Origin of the sequence: Microbacterium sp. UNCCL10 (assembly GCF_000746195.1) — a bacterium.
GTDB classification, from domain to species: Bacteria; Actinomycetota; Actinomycetes; order Actinomycetales; family Microbacteriaceae; genus Microbacterium; species Microbacterium saccharophilum.
The window spans coordinates 889,806-909,899 of record NZ_JQKT01000007.1; the positions used below are offsets into that span (position 1 = coordinate 889,806).

The 20,094-nt window shown below is 71.6% G+C and carries 16 protein-coding genes; 12 read left to right on the forward strand and 4 right to left on the reverse strand.

All coding sequences use genetic code 11. The annotated features are described in order from the left end of the window. The first annotated feature begins 86 nt into the window (after positions 1 to 86). Genes pyrH through BR85_RS04520 form a run of 7 tightly spaced genes read left to right on the forward strand, consistent with a single transcriptional unit; the run spans position 87 to position 4,811 of the window. Entirely contained in the window at positions 87 to 806 is a 720-nt protein-coding gene (gene pyrH / locus BR85_RS04490; protein WP_028495451.1) for a UMP kinase, read from the forward strand. A gap of 54 nt (positions 807 to 860) precedes the next feature. Then, positions 861 to 1,415, forward strand: coding sequence for a ribosome recycling factor (frr, locus tag BR85_RS04495; RefSeq protein ID WP_028495452.1), 555 nt, complete (start codon positions 861 to 863; stop codon positions 1,413 to 1,415). Positions 1,416 to 1,421: 6 nt separating this feature from the next. Next, positions 1,422 to 2,438, forward strand: a complete 1,017-nt coding sequence (locus tag BR85_RS04500) for a phosphatidate cytidylyltransferase (RefSeq protein ID WP_028495453.1) — start codon at positions 1,422 to 1,424, stop codon at positions 2,436 to 2,438. After that, a complete protein-coding gene (locus BR85_RS04505; RefSeq protein WP_036272228.1) occupies positions 2,435 to 3,013 on the forward strand; it encodes a DivIVA domain-containing protein in 579 nt (192 codons plus the stop codon). The genes BR85_RS04500 and BR85_RS04505 overlap by 4 nt, the downstream gene beginning before the upstream one ends. A gap of 59 nt (positions 3,014 to 3,072) precedes the next feature. After that, positions 3,073 to 3,801, forward strand: a complete 729-nt coding sequence (locus BR85_RS04510; protein WP_036272230.1) for an aggregation-promoting factor C-terminal-like domain-containing protein — start codon at positions 3,073 to 3,075, stop codon at positions 3,799 to 3,801. A 4-nt stretch (positions 3,802 to 3,805) separates the two neighbouring features. Beyond that, on the forward strand, positions 3,806 to 4,087 hold the full coding sequence (locus tag BR85_RS04515; RefSeq protein ID WP_028495456.1) for a hypothetical protein: 282 nt from the start codon (positions 3,806 to 3,808) through the stop codon (positions 4,085 to 4,087). Position 4,088: 1 nt separating this feature from the next. Next, positions 4,089 to 4,811 (forward strand): alpha/beta hydrolase, encoded by a 723-nt coding sequence (locus BR85_RS04520; protein WP_028495457.1) that lies wholly within the window; start codon positions 4,089 to 4,091, stop codon positions 4,809 to 4,811. Between the two features lie 21 nt (positions 4,812 to 4,832). On the opposite strand, the gene BR85_RS04525 is transcribed toward BR85_RS04520, so the two are convergent. Next, positions 4,833 to 5,912 carry an AI-2E family transporter gene (locus BR85_RS04525; RefSeq protein ID WP_028495458.1) on the reverse strand — a complete coding sequence of 360 codons (1,080 nt, stop codon included), beginning with the start codon at positions 5,910 to 5,912 and terminating at the stop codon, positions 4,833 to 4,835. 162 nt (positions 5,913 to 6,074) lie between these two features. Here BR85_RS04525 and BR85_RS04530 point away from each other — a divergent pair, with 162 nt between their 5' ends. Then, positions 6,075 to 7,874: a DUF8094 domain-containing protein gene (locus tag BR85_RS04530; RefSeq protein ID WP_028495459.1), complete on the forward strand. Its 1,800-nt coding sequence runs from the start codon at positions 6,075 to 6,077 to the stop codon at positions 7,872 to 7,874. After that, positions 7,871 to 8,812 carry a tetratricopeptide repeat protein gene (locus tag BR85_RS04535; RefSeq protein WP_028495460.1) on the forward strand — a complete coding sequence of 314 codons (942 nt, stop codon included), beginning with the start codon at positions 7,871 to 7,873 and terminating at the stop codon, positions 8,810 to 8,812. Before BR85_RS04530 ends, BR85_RS04535 begins: the two co-directional genes overlap by 4 nt. 9 nt (positions 8,813 to 8,821) lie before the next feature. Here the strand turns inward: BR85_RS04535 and glgB are convergent, their stop codons facing one another. The 3 genes from glgB to glgX are packed head-to-tail and all read right to left on the reverse strand — an operon-like array spanning position 8,822 to position 15,205. Then, positions 8,822 to 10,978 (reverse strand): 1,4-alpha-glucan branching protein GlgB, encoded by a 2,157-nt coding sequence (gene glgB / locus BR85_RS04540; RefSeq protein ID WP_028495461.1) that lies wholly within the window; start codon positions 10,976 to 10,978, stop codon positions 8,822 to 8,824. Continuing rightward, positions 10,975 to 13,059 (reverse strand): alpha-1,4-glucan--maltose-1-phosphate maltosyltransferase, encoded by a 2,085-nt coding sequence (locus BR85_RS04545; protein ID WP_081782660.1) that lies wholly within the window; start codon positions 13,057 to 13,059, stop codon positions 10,975 to 10,977. The genes glgB and BR85_RS04545 overlap by 4 nt, the downstream gene beginning before the upstream one ends. A 58-nt stretch (positions 13,060 to 13,117) precedes the next feature. Beyond that, positions 13,118 to 15,205: a glycogen debranching protein GlgX gene (gene glgX, locus BR85_RS04550; protein WP_028495463.1), complete on the reverse strand. Its 2,088-nt coding sequence runs from the start codon at positions 15,203 to 15,205 to the stop codon at positions 13,118 to 13,120. 52 nt (positions 15,206 to 15,257) lie between these two features. Here glgX and BR85_RS04555 point away from each other — a divergent pair, with 52 nt between their 5' ends. The 3 genes from BR85_RS04555 to ligA are packed head-to-tail and all read left to right on the forward strand — an operon-like array spanning position 15,258 to position 19,894. Beyond that, positions 15,258 to 16,442 (forward strand): cysteine desulfurase family protein, encoded by a 1,185-nt coding sequence (locus tag BR85_RS04555; RefSeq protein WP_028495464.1) that lies wholly within the window; start codon positions 15,258 to 15,260, stop codon positions 16,440 to 16,442. A gap of 10 nt (positions 16,443 to 16,452) precedes the next feature. Next, positions 16,453 to 17,550 (forward strand): tRNA 2-thiouridine(34) synthase MnmA, encoded by a 1,098-nt coding sequence (gene mnmA / locus BR85_RS04560; protein ID WP_081782661.1) that lies wholly within the window; start codon positions 16,453 to 16,455, stop codon positions 17,548 to 17,550. 28 nt (positions 17,551 to 17,578) lie between these two features. Continuing rightward, entirely contained in the window at positions 17,579 to 19,894 is a 2,316-nt protein-coding gene (ligA, locus tag BR85_RS04565; protein WP_028495466.1) for an NAD-dependent DNA ligase LigA, read from the forward strand. Positions 19,895 to 20,094: the final 200 nt, after the last annotated feature.

Sequence of the window (20,094 nt, forward strand, 5' to 3'; positions counted from 1 at the left end):
GGAAAGGGCCCGCATCTCCGGATGCGGGCCCTTTTCCATGCCCGCCATTCGATAGTCTGCACACGCGACGAGAGGAACCCACCCCTGTGATCGATGAGAACACCGGACGCCGACGCGTCCTCCTGAAACTGTCCGGCGAGGCGTTCGGGGGTGGCCAGCTCGGAGTGAACCCGGATGTGGTCGGTCAGATCGCGCGTGAGATCGCGGCGGCCGTGGACCGCGTGGAGATCTCCATCGTGGTCGGCGGCGGCAACTTCTTCCGCGGCGCGGAGCTCAGCCAGCGCGGCATGGACCGTGGGCGCGCCGACTACATGGGCATGCTCGGCACCGTCATGAACGCGCTCGCCCTGCAGGACTTCCTCGAGCAGGCGGGCGCTGCCACCCGCGTGCAGTCCGCCATCGCGATGACCCAGGTCGCCGAACCCTACATTCCGCGCCGCGCCGAGCGGCACATGGAGAAGGGCCGCGTCGTCATCTTCGGCGCCGGCGCCGGGCTGCCGTACTTCTCCACCGACACCGTGGCCGCCCAGCGCGCCCTCGAGATCGGCGCCGACGAGGTCCTGGTCGCCAAGAACGGCGTCGACGGCGTGTACACCGCCGACCCGAAGACGGATGCCACGGCGAGCCGCATCGACGAGATCACCTACCGCGATGCGCTGCAGCGCGGCCTCAAGGTCGTCGATTCGACGGCGTTCAGCCTCTGCATGGACAACGGGATCGACATGCGCGTGTTCGGGATGGAGCCGGCCGGCAACGTCACCCGCGCCCTCCTCGGGGAGCGGATCGGCACGCTCGTCACCGTCTGAGCCCGAGGCCCGCCGCACTAGACTTGATCCGACGTACCGACGAATGGAGTGACCGTGATCGCCGACATCCTGGCCGACACGACAGCGCGCATGGACCGTGCCGTGGAGGCGGCGAAGGAGGACTTCGCCACCGTCCGCACGGGCCGCGCCAACCCGCAGATGTTCCAGAAGATCCTCGTGGACTACTACGGCTCGCCCACCCCGCTCGCGCAGCTCGCCTCCCTGAACAATCCCGAGGCACGCACGATCATCGTGACCCCGTACGACAAGTCCGCCCTCAAGGCGATCGAGCAGGCGATCCGCGACACCCCGAACCTGGGCGCGAATCCCACGAATGACGGCAACATCGTGCGGGTGACGCTCCCGGAGCTGACGCAGGAGCGCCGCAAGGAGTACGTCAAGCTCGTCCGCACGAAGGGCGAGGACGCGAAGGTGCACCTGCGCGGCATCCGCCGCAAGGGCAAGGACGACCTCGACGCGCTGAAGAGCGATGTCGGCGAGGACGACCTCGTGCGCGCGGAGAAGGAGCTCGATGCCCTCACCCGCGCCCGCGTGGACGCCATCGACGAGGCTCTCACGCGCAAAGAAGCCGAACTCCTCGAGGTCTGACCACCCATGACCGAGTCATCCGGCGACCCGGCGCCGGACGAGCGGATGCCGACGTCGCGCGCCGCGCGTCGCGCCGTCGATCCGGCGTCGTTCCAGCAGCATGTGCGTGCGGCGCGCTCGGAATTCGAACTGCAGATCGAGAAGGCCCGCACCGATTTCGAGCAGGCCAACGAGCGGATCAACGAGCGGACCGGTCGGAACCTGCTGCTGGCGACGATCATCGGCATCGCGATCGGCGCCGTCGTGATCGGCGCGCTGCTGTTCGTGAAGTGGATCTTCCTCCTCTTCGCGATCCCGGTGTGCCTCCTCGGCCTGTTCGAGTTCTCCCGCGCGCTGCAGACGGCGGGGCGTCGCGTGGACCTCGTGGTGCAGCTGCTCGCGGGCACCGCGATCCTGCTCGCCGCCTACTTCACCGGCCACTGGACGCACTGGGTCATCACCTTCGCCGTGGTCGCCACCCTCGTCGTGTGGCGGCTCATGGCCCAGATGGCGACGGCGGACGGCCGGCGCTACGGCGAGGTCGTCTCGGACGCGCTCGTCGCCGGCCTGCTGCCGCTCTACGTCCCGTTCCTCGGGAGCCTCTGCCTCGTGCTCCTCCGTCAGGAGCAGGGCGAGCTGTGGGTCCTCACGATGATCGCGACGGTCGTCGCCGCGGACACCGGCGCCTACGCGAGCGGACTCGCCTTCGGCCGGCATCCCATGGCGCCCCTCATCAGCCCCAAGAAGACGTGGGAGGGTTTCGCGGGCGCCGCCCTCGCGGCCGTGGCCGCCGCCGTGCTGATGGGGATCTTCCTCCTGCACGTCCCGTTCTGGGTCGGGATCGTCTTCGGCCTCGTCGTGCTCGGCTCGGCCACCGTCGGCGATCTCGGCGAATCGATGATCAAGCGGGACCTCGGCATCAAGGACATGAGCTCGTGGCTGCCCGGGCACGGCGGCGTGCTCGACCGGCTCGACTCCATCCTGCCGTCGACGATCACGGCGCTGGCGATGTACTTCCTCTTCTTCCCCCTGGTGAGCGCATGACCTCCGAAATCCCGATCGGCACGACCACGGAGTCGACGCCCTTCCCGCTCGCGACCGGCCGATTCAAGGGCTACGACATCGCCGCGGTCGACGAATTCCTCGCCGTCGCCCGCGCCGCCTTCGAAGACGACGACGACGCGCGGATCTCCTCGGCCGACGTCCGCCAGGTGGGCTTCCCGCTCGTGAAGCACGGCTACCAGATCGCCGCGGTGGACGCCGCGCTCGGGCGCCTCGAGGATGCGTTCGCCGCGCGGGAGCGGGAGCACGCGCTGTCCCGCGCGGGGGCGCGCGGCTGGGTCGGGCGTTCCCGCCGGCTCGGGCAGGAGATCCTCGACCGGCTCAACCGCCCGCGCGGTCACCGCTTCGAGCGGGTCGGGCTGCTCACGTACGGCTACCGCGTCGACGAGGTCGACGTCGTCGCCGACAAGATCGCCGGCTACCTCGAATCCGGTGAGCACATCACCGCCGACCAGGTGCGCAGCGTCGCCTTCCGCATGCAGCGGCGGGGCTACCGCGAGGACCAGGTGGATGCGGTGCTGGACGCCGTCGTCGAGGTCATGCTCGCCGTCGGCTGAGCCCGTCCCGCGACGCCCGGATGGCACGACCGCGGACCAGCCGGTAGACTCGCGGCACTGTGACTTCCGAAGGCGAGCTGATCCCCGCGTCATCCCGAGAGGTGGCGGGGCCGGTGACCCCCGTCGTCCGCCGGCCTCCGGCATCGGCCCGCTGGTCCCGCCGTCGCCGTGTGCTGTCGGTCTTCGCGGCCCTCGCGGTCGCCGGGTTCGTCGCGGCCTACATCGGCCCGGTCGGCGCGTCGGTCTCGCAGGCGGAGGCCAGCGAGATCGAGCCGGTGTCGCTGTACGCGAGCTCCATCCAGGACGCGCAGGCGTACGTCGCCGACGCGGGGACCGCGACGACGCTCGACCGCGGCGCCCTCACCTACACGGTCTACGTCGCGCCGAAGCCGACGCCCACCCCGACGCCCACCCCGGAGGCCGCGAAGAAGCGGACCGGCACCTCGACGTCGTCGACCTGGTCGCCGCCGTTCGTCTCGCCCGACCCCGGCAGCGCGCAGGCGATCGCCTACGAGATGGTCACCGCCCGCGGCTGGGGCGACGACCAGTTCGCGTGCCTCGTGGCGCTGTGGAAGAAGGAATCCGGCTGGCGGGTGAACGCCTACAACGCCTCCAGCGGTGCGTACGGCATCCCGCAGGCCCTCCCCGGCAAGAAGATGGCGTCTGCGGGCGCCGACTGGGAGACCAACCCCGCGACGCAGATCGCCTGGGGCCTCGGGTACATCTCCGGCCGGTACGGCGACCCGTGCGGCGCGTGGGGCCACTCGCAGAGCGTCGGCTGGTACTGAGCGCATGCCGAGGTCGAACCGTCGTCGCCCGCAACCCGGTGACGACTCCCTCGAACGCCTGCTGAGCGGCTGGAAGCGCACGGAGACCCGTCGTGGCGCGGCGTGGACCGTGCAGCCCGTCTCCGCCGCACAGGCGCAGAAGACCTACACGTGCCCGGGTTGCGGGCGCGACGTCGTGCCCGGTACCGCACATCTCGTCATCTGGCGCGCCGACGGCGTGCTGGGCGATGCCGCGGACCTCGCGGCGCGTCGACACTGGCACACGGCATGCTGGAGGATCAGCTGACATGGAGATCCGCGGCCCCGTCCTGCTGCCCGCGCGGCGCGAGGACATCGCATTCGAGACCATCGACGGGCTGACGCTCGTGGGGGAGCTCGCGCTCCCGGCGGAGACCGAGCCTGTCGCGACGCTCGTGACGCTGCACCCGCTGCCGACGGCGGGCGGGTTCATGGACTCGCACGTCCTGCGCAAGGCCGCGGGGCGCCTCCCGGCCCTCGCCGACCTCGCGGTGCTGCGCTTCAACACGCGGGGGACGAGCTCTCCGCGCGGGACGAGCGAAGGCGCGTTCGACGGCGGACGCGGCGAGGCGTTCGACGTCGCCGCGGCGATGGACTTCGTCCGCGAGCGCGGTCTGCCCCGCCCGTGGCTCGTCGGCTGGTCGTTCGGCACGGAGCTCGCACTCAAGTACGGCCGGGATCACGATGTGGAGGGCATCATCCTGCTCTCCCCGCCGCTGCACCGCGCGACCGACGAGGACATCGCGGCGTGGGAGGGCGTCCCGCGGAGCGTCATCGTCGTGGTGCCGGAGTTCGACGACTACCTCCGCCCGGAGGAGGCCCGGCGCCGCTTCGCGCCCATCGGGCACGCGACCGTCATCGCCGTGGACGGCGGCAAGCACCTGTGGGTGGGGGAGACGCAGACCCGCCGCGTGCTGACGGAGATCGTCGCGGCCGTGAACCCGGACGCCCTGCCGCTGCCCACCGAGTGGCACGGCGCGGTCGTCGGCTGAGCGGCGGCCGCCGACCGGCGGTCAGAGCTCGTTCTGCCGCGGGATGATCACCTGGCGGTAGATGATGAGGATGCTGGCCGCCACCGGGATCGCGATGAGCGCGCCCAGGAGCCCGAGCAGCGAACCGCCCGCGAGGGCCGCGATGACGACCACGGCGCCGGGCACCGAGACGGCGCGGTTCATGATGCGCGGGGAGAGCAGGTAGGCCTCCACCTGCATGTAGATCAGGTACCAGATGAGCGCGACGAGCGCCGTCAGCGGCGAGCCGAGCCCGGGGATGAGGCAGGTCAGGACGATGATCGCCGAGCCGGTGAGCGTTCCGACGAGCGGGATGAGCGAGAAGAAGAACGCGATCACGGCGAGCACGGCGGGGAACGGGGCGCCGATGATGCTAAGGAAGATCGCGCTCAGGATCCCGTTGATGATGCCGAGCGATGCCTGCCCCATGACGTAGTAGCCCACCGACGCGGTGATCTGCTCGGACAGGTCCACGAACCGCTCCCGCTTAGAGGCCGGGACCAGCTGGTAGACGGCGGCCTTGAGCGACGGCGTGGAGGACGTGAAGTAGATCGTGAGGATGAGGACGATGATGGCGCCGGTCGACGCGGCGATGATGCCCCCGCCGATGCCGAGCACCGTCGTGCCCACCGACTGGCCGATCTCACCCATGTCGAGGGATTCGTACCAGTTCGAGACGTATTCGAAGACCTGGTCCACGTTCAGCAGCGGGAAGGCGTCGTGCAGCCACTGCTTCGCGGCGTCCACCGGGTCCCACGTGCCGGCCACGGCATCCTCGACGAGCGTCTGGATCTGGGTCACCAGCTGTGTGATCTGCCCCACGATGATCGGCACGACCATGAGGATGAGCCCCGCGAAGACCGCGAGCACCCCCACGAAGGTGACGAGCAGCGCCGCCCACCGGGGGAGGCCACGCCGCTCGAGCCACGACACGAGCGGGTCGAGGCCCAGCGACAGGAACAGGGCCGTGCCCACGTACAGCAGCACGGTCTGCAGGGTCGTGATGCTCGTGATGAGCATGATGCCGACTCCCACACCGAGGGTCGCGATGAGCGCGGTGCGGAACGGATGCTGGATCTTCACGGGCCCTCTTTCCGGGGGGTCTCTGTGCTGTCAGGATACGCACGCGACCACCTTCCGTGAGGACGCCTCGCCCGCTCCCGGGCGACATTCAGCCGGTATTCGCTAGTCTGGAACGTCGATTGTGCCTCCCCGCGCGCCGCGGAGGCAGAGAGGTGTCGTTTCGTGCGTTTCGTGTGGGCTGTGGCCGCTTTCGTGCTGGCCACGCTGATGATCGGTGCCGGCATCGCCCAGCGCACCGTGTTCCAGGGCCCGGAGACCGAGACGCGCGCGATCGAGATCGACGAGACCGCTCCGTACATCGTCGTCGACGGCGGCGTCCTGAACAGCCACCGCGGCGCGCAGACGCTCCGCGCGCGGGGCGACGGTGAGATCTTCGCCGCGTACGGGCGCACGACGGACATGACCCAGTGGCTCGCCACGAGCGACCATGTGCGCGTGACGCTCGACGACGACGGCGACCCGGTCGCCGAGTTCGTCGCGGCTCCCGAGCCGGAGGAGCCGGCCGAGGGCGAGGAGACCGCCGAACCGGCCCCCCTCACCCCGGCGGGCTCCGACCTGTGGCTCGACGAGTTCCAGCAGGAGGACGTGCTCGTCACGTCGCTGCAGCTGCCCGAGGAGATGAGCCTGCTCGTGGCGGCCGACGGCGAGCAGCCCGCGCCGTCCCGCCTCACTCTGACCTGGCCGACCGGCGTCACGACCCCGTGGGCCGGTCCGCTCATCGTCGGCGGGTGCCTCGTCATGGCCGCCGGCATCGTGCTCTACATCCTCGGTCTCCGCCACGCGCGCCGTTCCCGCGGCCCGCGCCGCAAGGGCCTGCCGATGGCGCAGACCGAGCCCATCGACCTCGCGGTCGAGGGGTCCGACAAGGGCGTCATCAGCGCCACGCCGACGCGGCGGAGGATCTCCGCGGGCAAGCGCGCCTTCGCGGCGGTGCCCATCGTCGCGGTCTCCGCGCTGCTGTTCACCGGCTGCACCGCCGACGCGTGGCCGCAGCTCGGCGGGACACCCACCCCCACGCCCACCGAGACCGTCATCGTCCCGGCAGGGCAGGGCCAGCCGGCCGTCACGAAGGCGCAGGCCCAGCGCATCGTGACGCGGATCGCCGAGCAGGTCGCGACAGCGGACGAGGCGAAGGATGCCGCCGCCGCGGCGGCCAGGCTCGCGGGTCCCGCCCTCGCGGAGCGCGAGACCAACTACACGCTGCGCGCCCAGCTCGCCGACCACCCCGCGCTCGACCCGATCCCGAGCGGACCGCTCTCGCTCGTGCTCCCGCAGGCGTTCGACGGCTGGCCGCGGACGTTCATGGCGGTCGTCGACGACCCCCAGGACAAGCAGTCCACGATCATGACGATGTCGCAGGAGGATGCGTGGGCCGACTACAAGCTCACCTACATCGCGAACCTCGCCGCGGACACCAGCATGAACGTCGCGCCCGACTACGTCGGCGCCACCGCCGTCGAGCCCAACTCGCCCTTCCTCGTCCTCCCGCCGGATCAGATCGCCACGGCGTACGCCGACGTCCTCAACAACGGCGACGACAGTGAGTTCGCCGCGTTCTTCGACGAGGACACCGACACGTTCCGCGCGGAGGTCGCGCGGGACCGAGCCGGGCGGCTCGAGCAGTTCAACCAGACGGGGCAGGAGACCGGGAAGCTGACGTTCGCGGCCACGGCGGGGACGCAGGCCCCCGTCGCCCTCGCAACGCTCGACAGCGGCGCGATCGTGGCCGTCACGATCAACGAGAGCGACACAGTCACCCCCACGAACGCCGACGCCGTCATCAAGGTCGACTCGAACCCGATCGTGAAGACCCTCGCCGGTGTGACGCAGTCCGCCACCGGCTTCACGACGACCTTCGCCGACCAGCTCTTCTTCTTCGTTCCCGCCCAGAGCTCCAGCGAGAGCATCCGGTTCCTGGGCTACTCGTCCAACATCCTCTCTGCCAAGGTGGTGAATCAGTGAGCGACATCGCTCCCGGCGCCGTCCTCCGCGGCGCCGTCGACCTGTCCACTCTCCGAGCGCGGGCAGCCCAGCCCGCCCAGGCCGCCGGTGCGGCCTCCGATGGCGCGCCGTCCGGCGCGGTCCCGTCGCTCGTGTTCGACGCGACCGACGAGACGTTCGGGCAGGTCCTGGAGCTGTCCCGCTCCGTCCCGGTCGTCGTGGACCTCTGGGCCGAGTGGTGCGGGCCGTGCAAGCAGCTGAGCCCCATCCTCGAGAAGGTCGTGGCAGAGCTCGGCGGCCGGCTCGTCCTCGCGAAGGTCGATGTCGACGCGAACCCGCAGCTCGCGCAGGGTTTCCGGGCGCAGTCGATCCCGATGGTGGTCGCGCTCATCGCCGGCCAGCCGGTTCCCCTGTTCACGGGCGCGGTCCCGGAGCAGCAGGTGCGCGAGGTGTTCGCACAGCTGCTCCAGCTCGCCGCTCAGCACGGCGTGACCGGCACCGTCCCCGTCGGGGACGCGCCGGAGACGGATGCCGAGGAGCCGCAGCTCCCGCCGCTGCATCTCGAGGCGTTCGACGCCATCGAAGCCGGCGATTACACGCGCGCCGTCGCCGCCTACGAGCGCGCTCTCGCGGAGAATCCGCGGGACGAGGACGCGCGCGCCGGTCTCGGGCAGGTCCGCCTCCTGGAGCGCATCCAGGGCGTCGACCTGCAGGCCGCCCGCGCCGCCGCCGCGGCCGCGCCGACCGACATCCCCGCCCAGTTCACGGTCGCCGATCTCGACCTGGCCGGCGGCCACGTCGAGGACGCGTTCGATCGTCTGCTCGACCTGTTCGCGTCGCTCCCGGGCGACGAGCGCGCCCCCGTGCGCGAGCGCCTCCTCGAGCTGTTCGGCCTGATCGGCACCGCCGACCCCCGCGTCATCCGCGCGCGGGGCCGGCTCTCCAGCCTGCTCTTCTAGACCGGTCTTCTACACCGCGTCGTCGCCGGCCGCGGTCCGGTGGCCGAGCCACAGCACGCCCAGGGGCGGCAGGACCATGTGCGCGCGGCCGGCGCCGTCGGCGTGCACCGTTCCCATGTTGCCGACGCCGGAGCCGCCGTAGATCAGCGCGTCCGAGTTCAGCAGCTCCGACCACTCCCCGGCTTCGGGGAGGTCGAGGGCGAAATCGTGGATGGGGGCGCCGGAGAAGTTGCAGACGACCGCCACGGTGTTGCCGTGGTGGTCGCGGCGCGCGAAGGCGATGACGTTCGGGTTCCATGCGGGAGCGCCCAGACGCTGGAACGCGTCCCCGTCGCTGTCCCGCGCCCACAGCGGCGCATTGTCGCGGTATACGCGGTTCAGCGCGGCGACGAAGTCGTGCAGCTGGCGGTGCGGCGGCTGGTCGAGGATCCACCAGTCCAGGCCCCGGCCCTCGGACCACTCCGACAGCTGGCCGAACTCCTGGCCCATGAACAGCAGCTGCTTGCCCGGATGACCCCACATGTACGCGAGGTAGGCGCGCATGTTCGCGAGCTTCTGCCAGTGGTCGCCCGGCATCCTCGTGAACAGGGTGCCTTTGCCGTGCACGACCTCGTCGTGACTGATCGGGAGGACGAAGTTCTCGGTGAAGGCGTAGACGAACGAGAAGGACAGCTCGCCCTCGTGGTGCGATCGGTACATGGGGTCGCGCTTCATGTACACGAGCGAGTCGTTCATCCAGCCCATGTTCCACTTGAAGCCGAACCCGAGGCCGCCCTGCGACGTCGGGGCGGTGACGCCGGGGAAGCTCGTGGACTCCTCGGCGATCATCGCGATGCCCGGGTAGCGCTTGTAGGCGGTCGCGTTGACCTCCTGCAGGAACGCGAGCGCCTCCAGGTTCTCCCGGCCGCCGTGCACGTTCGGCTCCCACTCGCCGGCTTCGCGGGAGTAGTCGAGGTACAGCATGGATGCCACGGCATCCACCCGCAGACCGTCGACGTGGAACTCCTCGAGCCAGTACAGGGCGTTCGCGACGAGGAAGTTGCGGACCTCGCTGCGGCCGTAGTCGAAGATCAGCGTGCCCCAGTCGCGGTGCTCGCCGCGGCGGGGGTCGGCGTGCTCGTACAGCGCCCGCCCATCGAAGCGGGCGAGGGCGAACTCGTCCTTCGGGAAGTGCCCGGGGACCCAGTCCATGATGACCCCGATGCCGGCCTGATGCAGGCGGTCGATGAGGTAGCGGAGGTCGTCCGGAGTGCCGAAGCGGCTCGTCGGGGCGTAGTAGCCGCTCACCTGGTATCCCCACGACCCGCCGAACGGATGCTCCGCGAGCGGCATGAACTCGACGTGGGTGAAGCCCTGCGCGAGGACGTAGTCGACGAGAGGGTCGGCCGCGTCCCGATAGCCGAGGCCCGGGCGCCACGAGCCCAGGTGCACCTCGTAGGTCGACATCGGCTTGTCCAGCGGGCTCTGCGACGCGCGCGCCGTCATCCACTCGTCATCGGCCCACGTGTAGCCGCTCTCCGTCACGACCGACGCGGTCGCGGGGGGCACCTCGGCCCACTGCGCCATCGGGTCGGCCTTCTGCACCCACGCGCCGGCCTCGGTGAGGATCTCGTACTTGTAGGCGGTGCCGGCGGACAGGCCGGGGACGAAGAGCTCCCAGATCCCACTCGAGCCCATGGAGCGCATCGCGTGGCCGGCGCCGTCCCAGGAGTTGAAGTCGCCGGTGACGCGGACCGCACGGGCGTTGGGGGCCCAGACGGCGAAGGACACCCCGTCGACGCCGGCGAAGTGGCGCACGTGGGCGCCGAGCACCTGCCAGAGCTGCTCGTGACGTCCTTCCCGGATGAGGTGGATGTCGAGCTCGCCGAGCGTCGGCAGGTGCCGGTACGGGTCGTCGGCGCGGTGGTCCGGTCCGCCGTCGTACGTGGCGACGAGGTCGTACGCGTGCGGCTGGGCCGCGGTGCGCCCCTCCCACACGCCGCTGCGGACGTGGGCGAGCTCGACTTCGGTGGCGTCGTCGAGGACCGCCGTCACGGTCTTCGCGAAGGGCCGGCGGGCGCGGATGAGCCAGCCGTCGCCCTCCTCGTGCGGCCCCAGGATGTCGTGCGGGGCGAAGTAGGAGCCCGCCGCCACGGTGTCGAGGACGGAGTCGGACGGTCGGTTCATCGGTGCCCCTTGACGTGGAGGATGTGGACGGGCTCGGCGAACGCGTCGAGTCGGACGAAGTTGTCCTGGTTCCAGGTCCACCGTGCCCCCGTGAGCAGATCCTCGACGTCGTAGTCGTGGCCGCGCGGGACACCGAACTCGGACGAGTCGATGTGGACGGTGGTCTGGCGGGTGGAGTGCGGGTCGACGTTCGCGACGACGATGATCGTGTCGGACTCGCCGGTCGGCGACAGCGCCGCGGGGAGGTGCTTGACGTACACGAGGATCGCCTCGTCGTCGCTCCAGTGGATGCTGAGGCCGCGCAGCTGCCGCACGGCCGGGTGCGCGCGACGGATCTCGTTCAGCCGACGCAGGTACGGGGCGAGGGAGTCGCCGGAGGCCTCGGCAGCGGACCAGTCACGGAGCTTGTACTCGTACTTCTCGTTGTCGATGTTCTCCTCGGAACCGGGCCGCGCCACGTTCTCGAACAGCTCGTAGCCGGCGTAGACGCCGTAGGACCCGGCACCGGTCGCCGCGATCGCGGCGCGGATCTTGTAGGCCGGGCGGCCGCCGTACTGCAGGTACTCCGTGAGGATGTCGGGGGTGTTGACGAAGAGGTTCGGCCGCATGAAGTCGGCGGTCTCATCCGAGATCCAGCCGAGGAACTCCTCCAGCTCGGCCTTCGTGTTCCGCCAGGTGAAGTACGAGTAGCTCTGCTGGAAGCCGGCCATCGCGAGCCCCTGCAGCGGGGCGGGTCGTGTGAAGGCCTCGGCGAGGAAGACGACGTCGGGCTCCTCCGCGTTCACGGTCCGGATGAGCCACTCCCAGAACTGCAGGGGCTTGGTGTGCGGGTTGTCGACGCGGAAGATCTTCACCCCCTGGGCGATCCAGTGCCGGACGATGCGCAGCACTTCGGCGCGGATGCCGTCCGGGTCGTTGTCGAAGTTGACCGGGTAGATGTCCTGGTACTTCTTCGGGGGGTTCTCCGCGTACGCGATGGAGCCGTCCGGGAGCGTCGTGAACCACTCCGGGTGGCTCGTGACCCACGGGTGGTCGGGGGCGGCCTGCAGGGCGAGGTCGAGGGCGACCTCCAGGCCCTCCGCGCGCGCCGCGCGTACGAACGCGCGGAAGTCCGCGAGGGTGCCGAGGTCGGGATGGACGGTGTCGTGGCCGCCCGCGGCGGAGCCGATGGCCCACGGCGAGCCGGGGTCGCCGGGCCCGGCGGTCAGGGTGTTGTTCGGTCCCTTGCGGTTCTGCTCGCCGATCGGATGGATGGGCGGCAGGTACAGGACCTCGAACCCCATGGCGGCGACGGCGGGGAGGCGCTTGACCGCCGTCCGGAACGTCCCGCTGCGGATCGTGCCGTCCTTGAGCCGCCGCGCGCCCTCCGAGCGCGGGAAGAACTCGTACCAGGCGCCGACGCCGGCGCGCTCCCGCTCCACGAGCAGCTCGAGGTCGGGGCCGACGGTCACGAGGGACTGCAGCGGCCGGTCGGCGAAGAAGCGCGCGATGGTGGGGTCGCGGACGACGAGGAGCGCCGCGTCGTCGTCGACGGACGTGTCCCGCAGGGTGGCGGATGCGGCGGCCAGGGCGCGCCGTTCGGCGGCCGGCCGCGCGCTCTCGGCAGCCGCCCGGTCGAACAGCGCCGCGCCCATCTCCCGCATGAGCGGCGCGTCGACGCCGGCGGCGATCTTCAGGTCGGCGGCGTGCTCCCATGTCGCGAAGTCATCGCCGAACGACTCGAAGCGGAAGCGCCAGACGCCCTGCTCGAGCGGAGCGACGAGGGTCCGCCACCGGTCGAAGCCGTCGTGCAGCGCCGTCAGGCGGTGCAGCGTCTCCTCGCCGGACGGGGCGAAGAGGCGCACGTGGACGCCGATGATGTCGTGACCCTCGCGGTAGGCCGTGACGCCGAACGGCACCGCCTCTCCCGTGACCGCCTTCGGACGGTACAGGCCTCCCGGAACGCCCGGCCGGGCGAGGCTCAGGGGGATGCGCCCCGCCACCGCGTCGGCGGGCGGGGCTGCGGCGCCGGCCGGCCGCAACGGGATCTGACCGTCGCTTCGCACGGAGGCAGGGGCGGAGGAACGCGTCGTCGTGGCCACCCATCGAACCTACCGCCGTTGCGTCTGCGGACGACAGCCGCGGCGGCGAGCCGCGGGTTCACTCGGCGCGGAAGAGCCGCATCGCGGTGCCCGGGATCAGCACGGTCTCGCCCGGTGCGAGCGGGTCGCCATCGTCGGCGGGGCGCTCATCCATGCTCGACCACAGGGGCACGAATCGGGCCACACCCGGGATCCGGGGGAGCGTCACCGTGATGGGCGATTCGTCGCCGTGGACGATGAGGAGGATCCGGTTGGGGTCCTCCAGCTCGGGGGTGGAGCGGGCGTCGTACTGCAGTGTGCGGTGCGCCGGGTTGGTCCACCGTTCGATGGACATCGTCTCGCCGTGCTCGTCGTACCAGTCGATGACCGAGGCGCTCGGCACGGCCCGCTCCTCGTGCGCGAACCGCGTCGGACGCAGCGCCGGGTTCTCCCGCCGCACCTGCAGCAGCCGCTGGACGTGCGCGAACAGGTCCTCCTGCCACGGCGCGTGGTCCCACGCCAGCCAGGTGAGCGCGGAATCGTGGCAGTACGCGTTGTTGTTGCCGCGCTGCGTGCGCCCGAACTCGTCGCCCGCGGTGATCATCGGCACGCCCGCGGAGAGCAGGAGGGTGCCGAGCAGGTTCCGCATCGCCTTGCGGCGCGTCGCGAGGATGGCCGGGTCGTCGGTCGGACCCTCCGCGCCGTGGTTGAACGAGCGGTTCGTGTCGGCGCCGTCGCGGTTGTGCTCGCCGTTGCCCATGTTGTGCTTGACGTCGTACGAGACGAGGTCTCGCAGCGTGAACCCGTCGTGCGCCGTCACGAAGTTGATGCCGGCCAGGGGCCCGCGCTCGGCGCTGAAGGTGTTCGCCGAGCCCGCCAGCCGGTGCGCGAAACCGCCGATGCCGACCGGTGCCGTGGATGCGCGGCGGGCGTAGTCCACGTCGCTCAGCCAGAAGTTGCGCACCCGGTCGCGGTATCGATCGTTCCACTCCGACCAGCCGTCGCCGAAGTTGCCGGTCTGCCAGCCGCCCATCCCCACGTCCCAGGGCTCGGCGATCTTCTTGACCCCGTCGAGCAGGGGATCCTCGACGATCGCGCGCAGCAGCGGGTGATCCGGAGTGAACACATGGTCGCCGTCCCGTCCCAGCGTCGGCGCGAGGTCGAACCGGAAGCCGTCCACCTGGACGTCGTTCGCCCAGTACCGCAGCGAATCGAGCACGAGGCGGGACGCCGCATCCGTCGCGGTGTTGAGGGAGTTGCCGCAGCCCGTGACGTCGATGTAGGCGCCGTCGTCGTGCTGGCGGTAGTAGGCGCGGTTGTCGATGCCGCGCAGGCTCGTCCGCGGACCGCCCAGCTCCAGCTCCGCGGTGTGGTTGTAGACCACGTCGAGGATGACCTCGAGGCCGGCTTCGTGCAGGAGCTTGACCATGCCCTTGAACTCGCGCAGCACCGCATCCGGTCCGCCGGCGCGGCTCTGCGCGCTCGCGTAGCCGATGTGCGGTGTGAAGAAGTTCAGCGTGTTGTAGCCCCAGTAGTTCAGCAGCCCGAGGTTGAGCAGCCGTGGCTCGGTGCTGAACGCGTGCACGGGAAGGAGCTCGACGGCCGTCACGCCGAGCGAGAGGAGGTGCTCGATCATGGCGGGGTGCGCGAGGCCGGCATACGTGCCGTGCAGCGCGGGCGGGATGCCGGGATGCCGCTTGCTGAGGCCCTTCACGTGGGCCTCGTAGATGACGGTGCGGTCCATGGGCGTGGCGGGCTTGCGGGACGAGCCCCAGTCGAAGGACGTGTCGACGACGACGCCGCGCCAGTCGTCGAGGCCGCCCCAGGCGAGCCCCTTCGCGTACGGCTCCAGGAGGAGGGTCGCGGGGTTGAACGTGCTGCCCGCGCCGGTGGGGCCGCCGACGCGGATCGCGTAGCGGGCGCCGGGCCGCAGCGCCGGGGTCGTGACCTCCCAGACGCCCCCGCCCACGGGCGCGAGCGGCCGGGTGTCGGTGATCCAGTCCAGGTCGACGGCGTCGAAGAGCACGAGTTCGACGGCGTCGGCGGCGCCCGACCAGACGCGCAGGGTGCCGACGCCGTCGTGCATCGTGACGCCGAGGTCGTCGAGGCGCGCGGAGAGGAACTCGGGGGCGCCGAGGACGGGAGCACTCGGCTGCGGGCTGGCCATGCGCTCTACAGTAGTTAGGCGGCAGGCCGTTCGTGACGCCGAGGGGAGAGCGATGACCGTCTACCTCGACCACGCGGCCACGACGCCGCTCCGGCCCGAAGCCCGCGCCGCATGGCTCGCGGCCACCGAGATCACCGGGAACGCCTCCTCGGTGCACGGCTCCGGCCAGGAGGCCCGCCGCGTCCTGGAGGATGCCCGCGAGCGGATCGCCGCCGCCCTGGACTGCGATCCGATCGAGGTCGTCCTCACCTCCGGCGGCACGGAGGCGATCAACCTCGCGCTCAAGGGCCTCTGGTGGTCGCGCGGCGAAGGCACGGCTGCCGTCGTGCTCCCGGACGGGGAGCACCATGCGACGTGGGATGCCGTGCGGTGGCTGGAGAGCGCGCAGTCCGCGGTCATCCGCCCGGTCCCCCTCGACGCGTTCGGCGCCATCGGCTCCGCCTCGTTCGCGGCGGCGCTGCCCGGCGCGGCGCTTGCGACGGCGCTCGTCGCCAACAACGAGGTCGGGACCGTCAACGACGCCGCCGCCCTGGCGGCGGCCGCCGCCGAGGCCGGGGTGCCGCTGCATCTGGATGCCGTGGGCGCCGCCGGGCACCTCGACGTGGCGTTCGGGCGCTGGCGCGGGCCGGGCGCCGCACCGCACGGCCTCGTCGCGCTGAGCGTCTCCGGTCACAAGGTCGGCGCGCCCGTCGGGACCGGTGCCCTCGTGGTGTCGCGCCACGCCCGGCCGACGGCGCTCGTCCACGGCGGCGGGCAGCAGCGCGGCCTCCGCTCCGGAACCCAGGACGTCGCGGGAGCGGCGGCCTTCGCCGCCGCGCTGGAGGCCTCCGTCACCGAGCGGGCCGCCGAGGCGGAGCGACTCGTCGCCCTCCGCCGCCGGCTCATCGACGGCATCCGCCGGGCCGTGCCGGAAGCGGAGCTGCTCGGCGACCCCGACCGGCGCCTGCCTGGCAACGCGCATGTGCACTTCCCCGGGGCGGCGGGGGAGACGCTGCTGTTCCTCCTCGACCAGCGCGGGATCTCCGTCTCCACCGGGTCGGCCTGCCAGGCCGGGGTCACCGAGCCCTCGCACGTCGTGCTGGCGCTCGGGCGCGACGAGCGCGCGGCACGGTCGGTCCTGCGCCTCACCCTCGGCCGCACCTCGTCCGCCGCCGACGTCGACGCGCTCGTCGCCGCGCTTCCGGACGCATACGCGCGGGCCGTCGCATCCGGCGCCCGGTCAGCCGCCCGCTCGTAGACTGGAGTCCATGCGGATCCTGGCGGCGATGAGCGGTGGCGTCGACTCCGCCGTCGCGGCCGCCCGTGCCGTGGAGGCGGGGCACGACGTCGTCGGCGTGCACCTGGCGCTGTCCCGCGCCGGCGGGACGCTGCGCACCGGCAGCCGCGGCTGCTGCACGATCGAGGACGCGATGGACGCGCGGCGCGCCGCCGACCGGCTCGGCATGCCGTTCTACGTGTGGGACTTCTCCGAGCGCTTCCGCGACGACGTCATCGACGACTTCGTGGCGGAGTACCGTGCCGGACGCACACCGAACCCGTGCATGCGGTGCAACGAGAAGATCAAGTTCGCCGCCCTGCTGGAGCGCGCGCTGGAACTGGGCTTCGACGCCGTCTGCACCGGCCACTACGCGCTCCTCGTCGACGGACCGGAGGGGCGGGAGCTGCACCGCGCCTCCGACGCCGCGAAGGACCAGTCCTACGTCCTCGGTGTCCTGACGGCCGAGCAGCTCGCGCACACGTACTTCCCGCTCGGCACGACGCCGTCGAAGGCGCTCGTCCGCGCCGAGGCTGCCGAGCGCGGGCTGTCGGTCGCGCAGAAGCCGGACAGTCACGACATCTGCTTCATCCCGGACGGCGACACGCGCGGATGGCTCGCCGACAAGGTCGGCGCCGCGGCCGGAGACATCGTCGACCGGTCGGGCGCCGTCGTCGGCGCGCACGAGGGAGCCCACGCCTACACGGTCGGTCAGCGCCGCGGACTGTCCCTGGGCGTCCCGGCACCGGACGGCAAGCCGCGCTTCGTCCTGGAGGTGCGACCGGTCAGCAACACCGTCGTCGTGGGGCCGAAGGAGGCGCTCGCGACCGCGCGGATCGCGGGGGAGCGGTTCACGTGGGCCGGGCGCGCTCCGGCATCCGAATCGTTCGCGTGCCAGGTGCAGATCCGCGCGCACGCCGAACCCGTCGACGCGGACGCGCGCATCGAGGACGGCATCATCACGGTCGAGCCCGCCGTCCCCTTCGACGGGGTCGCGCCCGGGCAGACGGCGGTGCTGTACGAGGGCACGCGCGTCATCGGCCAGTTCACGATCGACACCACGACCTCGGCCGTCCCCGCGCCGGTCTGATGTCGGAAGCCCGCCATACACTTGCCGGGTGACGGAAGCCGCTGACCCCACGCCCGCAACACTCCAGGAAGCGCGGGCCGAAGCCGAACGGCTGACCACGCTGATCATCGAAGCGCGGGAGAACTACTACGGCCGCGACGCCGAGATCGTCGACGACGCCACCTACGACGGGTGGATGCGGCGGCTCGAGGAGCTGGAGCGCTTCCACCCCGAACTGCAGGGCCAGGACTCCCCGACCCTCACGGTCGGGGCCGCGGAGTCCTCGATGTTCGCTCCCGTCGAGCATGCCGAGCGGATGCTGAGTCTCGACAACGTCTTCAGCGAGGACGAGCTCCGCGACTGGTGCCTGAAGGCGCAGTCGGCGGCCGGGCGCACCGTGCGGTGGCTGACCGAACTCAAGATCGACGGGCTCGCGATCAGCCTGCGGTACGAGGACGGGGTGCTGACGTCGGCGGCGACCCGCGGGGACGGGCGGGTGGGCGAGGACGTCACCGTCAATGCGCTGCGCGTCACCGGCATCCCGCAGCGCCTGGCAGGCACCGGTCACCCGTCGATCGTGGAGGTGCGCGGCGAGGTGTTCATCCCCGTCGCCGCCTTCGACGAGCTCAACGCCCTGCAGGCCCGGCTACGCGATCGCGTGCTCGCCGAGGCCCTCGCGCGGGGGACGGACGAGGAGAAGGCCTCGCGCAGCGCCGCCCGCCGGTTCCCGGCCTTCGCGAACCCCCGCAACGCGGCGAGCGGCGGCCTGCGCCAGCAGCTCGACAAGAAGAGCGGACTGGAGCTCGAGGCCGGACAGGCGCGCGTGGACTCCCTCCGCCTCTTCGTGCACGGCATCGGCGCGTGGCCGGACCCGCCCGTGGCCTCGCAGAGCGAGGTGTACGCCCTCCTGGCCGAGTGGGGGCTGCCGACGAGCCCGTACTTCCGCACCGCCGACGACGTCGACGGGGTCCTCGCTTTCGTGGCGCACTACGGGGTGCACCGGCACGACGTCGAGCACGAGATCGACGGCATCGTCGTGAAGGTCGACGAGCTCGCGCTGCACGACGAGCTCGGTGCGACGAGCCGGGCGCCGCGGTGGGCCATCGCGTACAAGTACCCGCCCGAGCAGGTCAACACGAAGCTCCTCGACATCGTCGTCTCTGTCGGGCGCACGGGCCGGGCGACGCCGTACGCCGTCATGGCCCCCGCGCGCGTCTCGGGCAGCGTCGTCCGGCAGGCGACGCTGCACAACCAGGACGTCGTCAAGGCCAAGGGCGTCCTGATCGGCGACACCGTCGTGCTGCGCAAGGCCGGCGACGTCATCCCCGAGGTGCTCGGCCCCGTCGTGGAGCTCCGCGACGGGGCCGAGCGCGCGTTCGTCATGCCGGCGGACTGCCCCGAGTGCGGCTTCCCGCTCGCCCCCGCGAAGGAGGGCGACATCGACCTCCGCTGCCCCAACACCCGCGCCTGCCCCGCGCAGGTGCGGGGCCGCGTCGAGCACGTCGGCTCCCGCGGCGCCCTCGACATCGAGGCGCTCGGCGAGGTCACCGCCGCGGCGCTCACGCAACCCTCCCACCCGGAGACCCCGCCGCTGAAGAACGAGGCGGCGCTGTTCGAGCTGACCCTCGACGAGCTCGTGCCGATCGAGGTCGTCGTCCGCGACGCGGAGACCGGGCTGCCGAAGGAGGACGAGGACGGCACCGTCAAGACGCGCGCGCCCTTCCGGCGGAACCCGAGCGCCGCCGAGAAGAAGGCGGGCCGCACCGGCCCGCAGCCGTCCGCGCAGGCCCTCACCCTCCTCGAGGAGCTCGAGAAGGCGAAGACGAAGGACCTGTGGCGCTTCCTCGTCGCGCTCAGCATCCGGCACGTCGGCCCGGTCGCCGCCCGCGCGCTGGCGCAGTGGTTCGGCTCGCTCGCGGCCATCCGCGCGGCCTCCCGCGACGAGCTCGCGGCCGTCGAGGGCGTCGGCGGCATCATCGCCGACTCCCTCATCGAGTGGTTCGACGTCGACTGGCACCGGGAGATCGTCGAGCGCTGGGAAGCCGCCGGCGCCCGCTTGGAGATCCCCGGCCACCCCGGCCCCGGCGCTCTCCGCAGCGCGGGCGGGGTCCTGGACGGCATCACGGTCGTCGCGACCGGCAGCCTCGACGGCTACAGCCGGGAGGGCGCGCAGGAGGCGATCATCGCGGCGGGCGGCAAAGCCGCCTCGAGCGTCTCGAAGAAGACCGACTTCGTCGCCGCCGGCCCCGGTGCGGGCTCGAAGCTCGGCAAGGCGGAGGAGCTCGGCATCCGCATCATCGACGCCGCGCAGTTCAAGATCCTCGTCGAGCAGGGCCCGGGGGCCCTCGACGCGGAGGACGAGTAACCACTCCGCCCCAGTGTCGTAGGTATGTTCTCGTCTCGAGGCGGTCCCCAACCCGGGACACATCGCCTTCGCCGCCAACCGCTTCGATCAGCGCCCCGATGAGTTCTCGGTGCCGCTGCTGCAGTTGACCTACGACGACCGCGACGGACGCTTCCCCGACGAGGACGGCTACGCCGACGCGTCGTGGATCCAGCCGCGGC

Coding starts and splice junctions, on each gene's coding strand:
- BR85_RS04500 (WP_028495453.1), top strand. CDS start 1,422: ATGACCGAGTCATCCGGCGACCCGGCGCCGGACGAGCGGATGCCGACG.
- BR85_RS04505 (WP_036272228.1), top strand. CDS start 2,435: ATGACCTCCGAAATCCCGATCGGCACGACCACGGAGTCGACGCCCTTC.
- BR85_RS04515 (WP_028495456.1), top strand. CDS start 3,806: ATGCCGAGGTCGAACCGTCGTCGCCCGCAACCCGGTGACGACTCCCTC.
- BR85_RS04520 (WP_028495457.1), top strand. CDS start 4,089: ATGGAGATCCGCGGCCCCGTCCTGCTGCCCGCGCGGCGCGAGGACATC.
- glgB (WP_028495461.1), bottom strand. CDS start 10,978: ATGAACCGACCGTCCGACTCCGTCCTCGACACCGTGGCGGCGGGCTCC.
- glgX (WP_028495463.1), bottom strand. CDS start 15,205: ATGGCCAGCCCGCAGCCGAGTGCTCCCGTCCTCGGCGCCCCCGAGTTC.
- BR85_RS04555 (WP_028495464.1), top strand. CDS start 15,258: ATGACCGTCTACCTCGACCACGCGGCCACGACGCCGCTCCGGCCCGAA.
- mnmA (WP_081782661.1), top strand. CDS start 16,453: ATGCGGATCCTGGCGGCGATGAGCGGTGGCGTCGACTCCGCCGTCGCG.